The sequence below is a fragment of the Allobosea sp. NPDC055594 genome (genome assembly GCF_053618995.1).
In genome coordinates, this window is sequence record NZ_JBSHIO010000037.1 from 1 (window position 1) to 9,183 (window position 9,183).

The 9,183-nt window shown below is 68.2% G+C and carries 9 protein-coding genes; 4 read left to right on the top strand and 5 right to left on the bottom strand.

The genetic code is table 11. The features are described from left to right. Positions 1 to 28 precede the first annotated feature (28 nt). The 5 genes from ACWGRX_RS26700 to ACWGRX_RS26720 all read right to left on the bottom strand — a co-directional run bounded on the left by ACWGRX_RS26700 (position 29) and on the right by ACWGRX_RS26720 (position 5,330). Entirely contained in the window at positions 29 to 1,186 is a 1,158-nt protein-coding gene (locus ACWGRX_RS26700; RefSeq protein WP_452120031.1) for a DNA-packaging protein, read from the bottom strand. After that, positions 1,137 to 1,547, bottom strand: a complete 411-nt coding sequence (locus tag ACWGRX_RS26705; RefSeq protein ID WP_452120032.1) for a hypothetical protein — start codon at positions 1,545 to 1,547, stop codon at positions 1,137 to 1,139. Before ACWGRX_RS26705 ends, ACWGRX_RS26700 begins: the two co-directional genes overlap by 50 nt. 161 nt (positions 1,548 to 1,708) lie before the next feature. Further along, entirely contained in the window at positions 1,709 to 2,290 is a 582-nt protein-coding gene (locus ACWGRX_RS26710; RefSeq protein ID WP_452120033.1) for an LOG family protein, read from the bottom strand. After that, a complete protein-coding gene (locus tag ACWGRX_RS26715) occupies positions 2,287 to 3,669 on the bottom strand; it encodes a M20/M25/M40 family metallo-hydrolase (RefSeq protein ID WP_452120034.1) in 1,383 nt (460 codons plus the stop codon). Before ACWGRX_RS26715 ends, ACWGRX_RS26710 begins: the two co-directional genes overlap by 4 nt. A gap of 128 nt (positions 3,670 to 3,797) precedes the next feature. Further along, positions 3,798 to 5,330, bottom strand: coding sequence for a helicase HerA-like domain-containing protein (locus tag ACWGRX_RS26720; RefSeq protein ID WP_452120035.1), 1,533 nt, complete (start codon positions 5,328 to 5,330; stop codon positions 3,798 to 3,800). Between the two features lie 150 nt (positions 5,331 to 5,480). Between ACWGRX_RS26720 and ACWGRX_RS26725 the strand changes: the two genes are divergently transcribed. The 4 genes from ACWGRX_RS26725 to ACWGRX_RS26740 all read left to right on the top strand — a co-directional run. Further along, entirely contained in the window at positions 5,481 to 5,867 is a 387-nt protein-coding gene (locus ACWGRX_RS26725) for a DUF2267 domain-containing protein (RefSeq protein WP_291642830.1), read from the top strand. 172 nt (positions 5,868 to 6,039) lie between these two features. Then, positions 6,040 to 7,965 (top strand): methylmalonyl-CoA mutase family protein, encoded by a 1,926-nt coding sequence (locus ACWGRX_RS26730; RefSeq protein ID WP_452120036.1) that lies wholly within the window; start codon positions 6,040 to 6,042, stop codon positions 7,963 to 7,965. Continuing rightward, positions 7,962 to 8,789, top strand: coding sequence for a bifunctional hydroxymethylpyrimidine kinase/phosphomethylpyrimidine kinase (gene thiD / locus ACWGRX_RS26735; RefSeq protein ID WP_452120037.1), 828 nt, complete (start codon positions 7,962 to 7,964; stop codon positions 8,787 to 8,789). Before ACWGRX_RS26730 ends, thiD begins: the two co-directional genes overlap by 4 nt. Further along, on the top strand, positions 8,786 to 9,183 hold a 398-nt coding region (locus tag ACWGRX_RS26740; protein WP_452120038.1), incomplete at its 3' end, for a methylmalonyl-CoA mutase family protein. The genes thiD and ACWGRX_RS26740, both read left to right, overlap by 4 nt.

The window sequence follows — 9,183 nt, forward strand, 5'->3', positions numbered from 1 at the left end:
AGGGGTCAGCCTATCCAGTGGCCGACTTTTACGCCGCCCGCGCCGGCACAAACGCCGGCGCTCCACTGGATGGTTTTCTCACCGCCGTGCACAGCTCGGCCCGCAGGAATTTTCCGCGTGAGGCCCTGACCGGCGTCACCGGCACGCCAGGGTCGACCTCGCGGATGACGCTATCCGCCATCTCGCCACCCTGGTTGACCTCGACGACCAGCGCATCGGCCTCCAGCCGGCGATAGAGCGCCACCGCGGCCTGCGCCCATTCATGCGGCCTGGCGCCGGAAAGCGTCGCGTCCGCCAGCACGTGACCGATGCCATCGCGATCGATGCCCGCAGCGACCAGCCCGCAGCTATCGGCCCGCTTCGAGGAGGAGGCCGGCGGGTCGACCGCGACGACGATCCGCGCCAGAGGCGGCGGCGTGTGCTCGCGAACCTCCTCGATCAGCTCCCGGCTCCAGAGCGCATCGGCACTTTCCTCGACGATCTCGCCTTCGAGCTCCTGCCGGCCGAGCCGCGTGCCGCCATAGGCCTGCTGCGCGTTGTCGAGGAAGCTCTGCGCCAGGTTGAAGCGGTTGGCACTGGTTGCTGCCCGGCTGACGGCAACGCGGGGATCGTCGAGCAGGCGCCTGATCAGCGGCAGCGGGCGCGGCGTCGTCGTCACGACCTGCCGGGGTCGGTCACCGAGGCGCAAGCCGAGCTGCAGCATGTCCCAGGTCTCCTGAAGGTTCGGCCATTTCGCCAACTCGTCGGACCAGGCGGCGCCGAATTGCGGTCCGCGCAGGCCTTCCGGATCCTCGGCAGTGAAGACCTGCGCGATCGCGCCATTGCCCCATTCGAGCCGGCGCCGCGACGGCGACCAGATCGGCTTCTCCCAACGATGATGGATCGCCAGCAAACCGGAGACACCCTCGATCATCACGTCGCGGACCTGCGCTTGCGTCTCGCCGACGAGGGCGATGCGGCCGACGGGCTCGCTGGCGATCGGGGCCAGCCCCAACGCCATCCCCTTGACCCACTCGGCCCCGGTCCGCGTCTTGCCGGCGCCGCGCCCGCCCAGAACCAGCCAGGTCCACCAGGGAGGCAGACGGCGGGATTTCTGGTCGGGTCGGCCGTAATAGGTCCACTCCTGCTCGACGAGCCTAACCAGTTCCGGCGGCAGATCCGGCAGCAGCTTGAGGAACAGCTTCATCTGCGTGATCGGCGATAAGCCGTTCCATACGTCGTGCCAGCTCTCTTCGAAGCTCTTCGACCCGGCGCAATCCTTCGGCGGGGCTAAGATCATCCTCGGACTTTCCTCCCTCCCCCGCAGCAGCGGCACTATCCAACGCGACCAGCTCGCGCACGGTGCGAGCGAGCGTCGCCAGCGTCTTGGCATCGGCCTCGCTCGCGGCCGTTCCGGCCGGCAATTCGGCGAGATGCGCCTCATGCGCTTCGAGCTGCGTCTGCGCCGCCTTCCAGAGTTTGCCGATCACGGCCTTGCGGCCGCGCGGCGCAGGCTTGCGCCTCGCCGCCGGCGGCGCCGGGGCGGAGTCATCACTATCGTCGGTCATCGGAAACCTCGGCTCGGGCCGGACACGCAAAAGCCGCCGGCTTTCAGCGCGGCGGCTTCGTTCGTCTCAGGCACAATTCGTGAGCGTTCCCGATCTCTACCCGATCAGCGTCACGATGTCAAGGACTAAATTCCTATAGCGACCTCAACCGAGACTGTGGCTCAGGTCTCGTCCTTCTCAACCCATTTGATCTGGGCCAGCGGCTTGTAGGCCGCCATCTTGTCGAGCAGGGCCGCCGGCTCGCTCTCGGTCATCGCCATGTCGCGATGGGCCTGGCGCAGGAAGCCGGCGCTCGCCGTGTTGTCGAGGAAGGCGGCGAGCGGATCGTAGAAGCCGGCGATGTTGAAGAAGCCGAGCGGCTTGCCGTGGATACCGAGCTGGCCCCAGGTCCAGATCTCGAAGATCTCCTCGAAGGTGCCGATGCCACCGGACATGGCGATGAAACCGTCCGAAAGCTCGGCCATGCGGGCCTTGCGGATATGCATGGTCTCGACGACCTCGAGCCGGGTCAGCCCGTTATGGCCGACCTCCTTCTCGCGCAGCGCACGCGGGATCACGCCATGGACCTCGCCGCCGGCAGCGAGCGCCGCATCGGCGACGATGCCCATCAGCCCGACCGCACCGCCGCCATAGACGAGGGTGAGGCCGCGCCGGGCGATCTCGGCGCCCATGGCGCGCGCACCCTCGGCATGGATGGGATCGTTGCCGGGGCTCGATCCGCAGAAGACGCAGACTGATTTCATGAGGCGAGTGCCTGCAGGATGCGGGCCCAGGAACGCTGGCCCTTGTGGAAGGAGGAGAGGTCGTATTTCTCGTTGGGCGAATGCACGCGGTCATCGTCGAGGCCGAAGCCGACGAAGAGCGTGTCGAGCCCGAGCGTGCGCTTGAAATCGCCGCCGACCGGGATCGAGCCGCCACTGCCGATCGAGACGACGCGGCCGCCCCATTCCTCGGCAAGAGCCTTGCGCGCCTTCTGCAGGACGGGAGAATCGACAGGCACCGCCAGCGCCGGCGAGCCGGAATGGCTGATGAACTCGGCCGTCACATCCTCCGGCAGGCGCTCGCGCACGAACTGGTGGAAGGCCGCCTCGATCTTGGCCGGGTCTTGGTCGCCGACGAGGCGGAAGGAGACTTTGGCCGAGGCCTTGGCCGGGATGACGGTCTTCGAGCCCTCGCCAGTATAGCCGCCCCAGATGCCGTTGACGTCGCAGGTCGGGCGCGACTGGATCTGCTCGATCAGCATGCGGCCCTTCTCACCGATCGAGTGCTTGAGCCCGACCTGGCCGAGGAACTCCTTCTCGGTCAGGTTGAGATCGGCCCATTCGGCCTTCTGCGCATTGGTCGGCTCGTGCACGCCGTCATAGAAGCCCGGGATGGTGATCCGGCCGGTCTCGTCATGGATCTCGGCGACGATCCTGGTCAGCACATGGATCGGGTTCGCGGCCGCGCCCCCGAACAGGCCGGAATGCAGGTCGCGATCGGCCGCGGTCAGGCGCACCTCCTGATAGACCATGCCGCGCAGGGTCGAGGTGATCAGCGGCGTGTCGCGGTCCCACATGCCGGTGTCGCAGACCAGCGCGAAATCGGCCTTCAGCTCGGCAGCATTGGCCTTGATGAAGCCCGGCAGGTTGACCGAGCCGGATTCCTCCTCGCCCTCGACCAGGATGGTAAGGCCGACCGGCAGGTCGCCCGTCTCGGCGAGCGTTGCGCGGATCGCCTCGATGAAGGTCATTACCTGACCTTTGTCGTCGCAGGCGCCGCGGGCGAGGATCACCTTGCGCCCGGGCTCGATCTCCTTGACGGCGGGCTTGAACGGGTCGCTGTCCCAGAGCTCGAGCGGATCGACCGGCTGGACATCGTAATGGCCGTAGAACAGCGCGTGCGGCGCGCCGGGCTTCGGGCGGTGGGCGAGCACAACCGGGTGACCGCCGGTCTCGCGCAGTTCAGCCTTGAAGCCGAGGCCTTCCAGATCGCGGCGGAGCCATTCGGCCGCCTGGCGCGTCTGCGTATCGAAGGCGGGATCAGTCCCTACCGAGGGAATTTCGAGCCAGGAGGAGAGCCGGGCCAGCGAGGCGTCGAGGTCGGCGTCGAGACGGGAAAGAATGGCGGGCAGCTTGGACATGGCGCTCACTGAGGCTGATTCCGATTGGCGCCATCATGACGAGCCCAGCGCCGGATGCCAGTGCCGCCAGGGCATGACGGGAACCCCTGCCCCGCCCGGAAGGCGGGGCAGGGCAACCGATAGCCGTGTCAGCGCTTCCCACCCATCATCGAGCCGAGCACACCGCGCAGGATGGCCTGACCGACCTGGCGGCCGATCGTGGTCGCGGCCGAGCGCGCCGCCGAGGTGATCACTTTTTCCGCCATGCTCGGCGGCAGGCGCCCGCCCCGGCTGCCGGGGCCGGTCTTCGGGCGTTCGGTCGAACCGCCGAGCCAGCCGCCGATCGTATCGAGGATGCCGCCGCCCGAGGTCGAGGCCTCGACGGAAGAACCGTCGGCGTTCATCCCCTTACGCTTCATCAGCTCCTCATAGGCCGACTCGCGGTCGACCATCGTGTCGTATTTGCCGGCGAAGCCGGAGTCGCGCATGCACTGGGCGCGCTGCTGCGGGGTGATCGGCCCGACCTGCGCCATGGGGGGCGCGATCAGCGTGCGCTCGACCATGGTCGGCGTGCCCCTGCCCTCTAGCGTCGAGATCAGGGCCTCGCCGACGGCGAGCTGGGTGATCGCCTCCTCGGTCTTGAACTTCGGATTCTGGCGGAAGGTCTCGGCCGCGGCGCGCACCGCCTTCTGGTCGCGCGGGGTGAAGGCGCGCAGCGCGTGCTGGACGCGGTTGCCGAGCTGGGCCAGCACCGTGTCGGGAATGTCGAGCGGATTCTGGGTGACGAAATAGACGCCGACGCCCTTGGAGCGGATCAGGCGCACGACCTGCTCGACCGCGGTCAGCAGCACTTTCGGCGCGCCGTTGAACAGCAGATGCGCCTCGTCGAAGAAGAAGACGAGCTTCGGCTTGTCGAGATCGCCGACCTCCGGCAGCTGCTCGAACAATTCGGAGAGCAGCCAGAGCAGGAAGGTGGCGTAGAGCCGGGGATTGGCCATCAGCTTGTCAGCGGCGAGCATGTTGATGACACCGCGCCCGTCGCGGTCGGTCTTCATCAGGTCGGTGATCTCGAGGCCCGGCTCGCCGAAGAATTTCTCGCCCTTCTGGTTCTCCAGCACCAGCAGCGCCCGCTGGATCGTGCCGACGGACTGGGCCGAGACATTGCCGTATTTCGTCGTCAGCTCCGAGGCGTTCTCGGCGATGAAGGTCAGGACGGCGCGCAGGTCCTTGAGGTCGAGCAGCAGCAATTTCTGCTCATCGGCGATGCGGAAGGCGATGTTGAGCACGCCTTCTTGCGTGTCGTTGAGGTCGAGCAGCCGCGACAGCAGCAGCGGCCCCATCTCGGAAATGGTGGCGCGCACCGGGTGGCCCTGCTCGCCGAAGACGTCCCAGAACACGGTGGTGAACTGGTCCGGCTGGTATTTCAGCCCGAGCTCCTCGGCGCGCTTGACGAAGGGCGGCTTGGAATCGCCCACGGCCGCGACGCCGGAAAGGTCGCCCTTGATGTCGGCCGCGAAGACCGGCACGCCATGCGCGGCGAAGCCCTCGGCGAGGACCTGCAATGTCACGGTCTTTCCGGTGCCGGTCGCGCCCGTGATCAATCCATGCCGGTTGGCGAGCTTGAGCAGCAGCACCTCCGGCTTCACGCTCTTGCCGATCAGGATCGTGCCGTCATCCGCCATGGTCGCGCCTGCTCCGTTGCCTTAAGGTCGTGCACCCGATGTAGCGAAACGAGAAGTGGGGCGGAAGCATGAAGATCGCTTCCGTTTGAAATGGTTTATGTATAAACTATCTAGAGAGCACCAGTTGGCTCGGCACGAGAGGATCGCACGATGGAAGAACTGATCTCCCGCATCATGGCCGCTTCCGGCCTGGATGAGTCCCTGGCGAAGAAGGCCATCGGTATCATCCTCGCCTTCCTGCAGAAGGAGGGTCCTGCGGCCGAGATCGGCCAGCTTTTCGCGGCCCTGCCGGGCTCCCAGGACCTCGCCGAGGCCGAAGGCGGCGCCAAGGGCGGGTTGATGGGCGCGATCGGCGGCCTGATGGGCGGTGGCGGCGGCGTCATGGCGCTCGGCGGCCAGCTGATGGGTGCCGGCCTCTCGATGGGCCAGATCCAGAGCGTCTCGAAGGAGATGTTCGCGGTCGGCCGCGAGCAGGCGGGCGAGGACACGATGGGCGCGATCGTCGGCGCGATCCCGGGGCTCGGCCAGTTCGTCTGAGCGACCGAAAGCCAACGTTTCCAATGAAACGCCGCCCCTTTCGGGCGGCGTTTTGCTGTCGCGTGCCCCATCATGGGCATCACCTATACCGGCGCCCGGCACTTGCCTTCGCGGCGCCGCTTGGCGATGAGAGCTTCACGGCCGCACCAACGGCCGTCAGGAGTTCGCGCCGATGACCTCGACCTCGCTTGCCGACCTGCCCTATTTGGGGGCCTTCGTGACACCCGCCGGCGAACAGTGGCGCAGCGCCGTCGAGAAGGTGCTGAAGGGCGCCGATTTCGAGAAGAAGCTGGTCGGACGGACCGCCGACGGCATCCGTATCGAGCCCCTCTATCCGGCGGCGGCCAGTAGCGCAGCCCGGCCGCTCCGCCAGCAGCAGGGGCGCTGGCACGTCGCAGCGCGGGTCGATCACCCCGAACCGGCAGAGGCCAACCGACTGGCCCTGGCGGAGCTCGAAGGCGGCGCCGACTGCCTCAACCTCTCCTTTGCAGGTGCCGCCGCAGCGCGCGGCTTCGGGCTGGCGGCGAAGACCATCGCGGAGCTCGACGCCGCCCTCTCCGGCGTGATGTTCGACCTCGTCCGCCTGCGGCTCGATCCGGCTCCGGGCGGCCGCCGCAATGCCCTGCTCCTGGCCGACCTCGTCGAGAGCCGCGGCCTTGCCGGCGATGCCGTCGAGATCGATTTCGGCATGGAGCCGATCGGCGCGCTTGCCAGCTCCGGCGCGCTTTCGGTCTCGCTGCCGGAGCTCGGGCAGAACCTCGCCGAGACGATCGGAGCACTGAAAGCACGCGGCTTCCGCGGCCCCTTCCTGGCCGCCGATGGCCGCCCCTGGCATGAGGCCGGTGCCACCGAGGCGCAGGAGCTCGGCGCCGTGCTCGCCACGGCCGTGACCTATCTGCGCCTGCTCGAAGCGCCAGGCATGCCGCTCGCCGAGGCGCGCGACGCGATCTCCTTCACGCTCGTCGCCGATACCGACGAGTTCCTGACCGTCGCCAAGCTGCGTGCGGCGCGCCTGCTCTGGGATCGCGTCCAGCAGGCCTGCGGCCTGGAGGCCCGGCCGGTTTTCATCCATGCCGAGACGGCCTGGCGCTCGTTGACCGGGCGCGACCCTCACGTCAACCTGCTGCGCGGCACCGTTGCGACCTTCTCGGCCGGGGTCGGCGGCGCCGACTCGATCGGCATCCAGCCCTTCACCGCGGCACTCGGCCTACCCGATGCCTTCGCCCGGCGCATCGCCCGCAACACCCAGCTGATCCTGCTCGAGGAAGCCAATCTCTGGCGCGTCGCCGATCCGGCCGCCGGCGCCGGCGGCTTCGAGGCGCTGACGCAGGCGCTCTGCGAGCAGGGCTGGCGCAAGCTCCAGGATCTCGAAGCCGAGAGCTCCGACGGGATCTCGGGCATCGTCGGAGCGCTCGCCAACGGCCATGTCCAGCAGGGGCTGGCGCGCGAGCGGGCGAGCCGGGCCAAGGCGATCGCGACGCGGCGCGAGCCGATCACCGGGACGAGCGAGTTCCCGAACCTCGCCGAGGCCGTGGTCGCGGTGCTGGCACCGCCGCCTGGCTCCCGCCAGGCCGCGCCGGACGGCGATGCGGCGATCAGGGTCGAGGCGCTGCCGAGCCTGCGCCTCGCCGAGCCCTATGAGGCCTTGCGGGCACAGTCCGACATCGTCGCAGCTGCAGGTGCAAGGCCGAGCGTGTTCCTGGCGACGCTGGGCAACATCGCCGCCTTCACCGCCCGTGCCGGCTTCGCCCGCAACCTGTTCGAGGCAGGCGGCCTCGCCGCCCCTTCCGGCGATGGCTTCGCCAATGACGACAAGACCGATCTTGCGGCGCTGGTCGCCGCCTTCAAGGCGTCGGGCGCGAAGCTCGCCTGCCTGTGCGGCTCGGATGAAGGCTATGCGGCCGAAGCGACCCAAGCCGCCAAGGCACTCGCGGAGGCCGGAGCGACCATCTGGCTGGCGGGACGCCCCGGCGAGCTGGAGGGCCGGCTGCGCGAAGCCGGCGTCGAGAATTTCGTCTTCGCCGGCACTGACGCTGTCGCGGTGCTGCAGGATGCGCTCGCGATCACCACATCCACCGGACAGGCGGACAAGGAATGACCATGCCGATCGCACTCACCATCGCCGGCTCGGATTCGAGCGGCGGAGCTGGAATCCAGGCCGATCTCAAGACCTTTGCGGCGCATCAGGTCTATGGCGCCAGCGTCATCGTCGCGCTGACCGCACAGAACACGCAGGCCGTGCGGGCGATCCATCCGGTACCGGCCGATTTCGTCTCGGCCCAGATCGATGCGGTGTTCGAGGATCTCGACGTCGCGGCAGTCAAGATCGGCATGCTCGCGACCGCGGAGCTGATCGAGACCGTCGCCGACGGGCTTGCGCGCCATGGCGCCCGCAACATCGTGCTCGACCCGGTGATGATCGCGGCCTCGGGCGGACGCCTGCTGCAGGAGGATGCGATCGAGGCGCTGAAGCGCCGCCTGCTGCCGCTCGCCACCCTCGTCACCCCGAATCTGCCGGAGGCAGCCGCCCTGCTCGGCACTGCAATGGCGCAGACCGAGGAAGCCGCGGCCGAACAGGGGAGCGCGATCGCCGCCCTCGGCGCCGCCAATGTGCTGGTCAAGGGAGGCCATGCCTCCGGCGCGGACAGCGTCGACGTGCTGGTATCGCAGGGAGGGCAGCGCCAGCGCTTCGTCGCACCGCGCATCGAGACCCTGAACACCCATGGCACCGGCTGCACCCTGTCCTCGGCGATCGCGTCCGGCCTCGCCCATGGCATCGTGCTCGACGAGGCTGTTTCCCTGGCGAAACGCTACATCTCGGCCGCGATCGTCGCCTCCGATACGGTCAGGGTTGGCCATGGCCACGGGCCGGTGCATCATTTCCACCATTGGTGGGACAGGACCGACGGGAGAGATCGATGAGCTTGATCCCGGATTTTACGAAGCTTGGCTTTTCGGAGATCGCCGGCGCGGCGGGCGCGAGTGCTTCTTCGGCGGGCGCTGTGCCGGTCTCCGGCGAGGTTTGGGCGACGCCGGAGGGGATTGCGGTGAAGCCGGTCTATACGGCTGAAGACCGCGCGGGGCTCGCCTTCGTCGACAGCCTGCCGGGGATCGCGCCCTATCTGCGCGGGCCCTACCCGACCATGTATGTCAACCAGCCCTGGACGATCCGGCAATATGCCGGCTTCTCGACGGCCGAGGATTCGAACGCCTTCTACCGGAGGAACCTCGCCGCCGGGCAGAAGGGGCTCTCGGTCGCCTTCGATCTTGCGACGCATCGTGGCTATGACAGCGACCATCCGCGGGTCGGCGGCGA

Bases quoted from the DNA above. Each gene is read 5' to 3' on its own strand.
- ACWGRX_RS26700 (WP_452120031.1), bottom strand. From the start codon at position 1,186: ATGAAGCTGTTCCTCAAGCTGCTGCCGGATCTGCCGCCGGAACTGGTT.
- ACWGRX_RS26705 (WP_452120032.1), bottom strand. From the start codon at position 1,547: ATGACCGACGATAGTGATGACTCCGCCCCGGCGCCGCCGGCGGCGAGG.
- ACWGRX_RS26710 (WP_452120033.1), bottom strand. From the start codon at position 2,290: ATGAAATCAGTCTGCGTCTTCTGCGGATCGAGCCCCGGCAACGATCCC.
- ACWGRX_RS26715 (WP_452120034.1), bottom strand. From the start codon at position 3,669: ATGTCCAAGCTGCCCGCCATTCTTTCCCGTCTCGACGCCGACCTCGAC.
- ACWGRX_RS26720 (WP_452120035.1), bottom strand. From the start codon at position 5,330: ATGGCGGATGACGGCACGATCCTGATCGGCAAGAGCGTGAAGCCGGAG.
- ACWGRX_RS26725 (WP_291642830.1), top strand. From the start codon at position 5,481: ATGGAAGAACTGATCTCCCGCATCATGGCCGCTTCCGGCCTGGATGAG.
- ACWGRX_RS26730 (WP_452120036.1), top strand. From the start codon at position 6,040: ATGACCTCGACCTCGCTTGCCGACCTGCCCTATTTGGGGGCCTTCGTG.
- thiD (WP_452120037.1), top strand. From the start codon at position 7,962: ATGACCATGCCGATCGCACTCACCATCGCCGGCTCGGATTCGAGCGGC.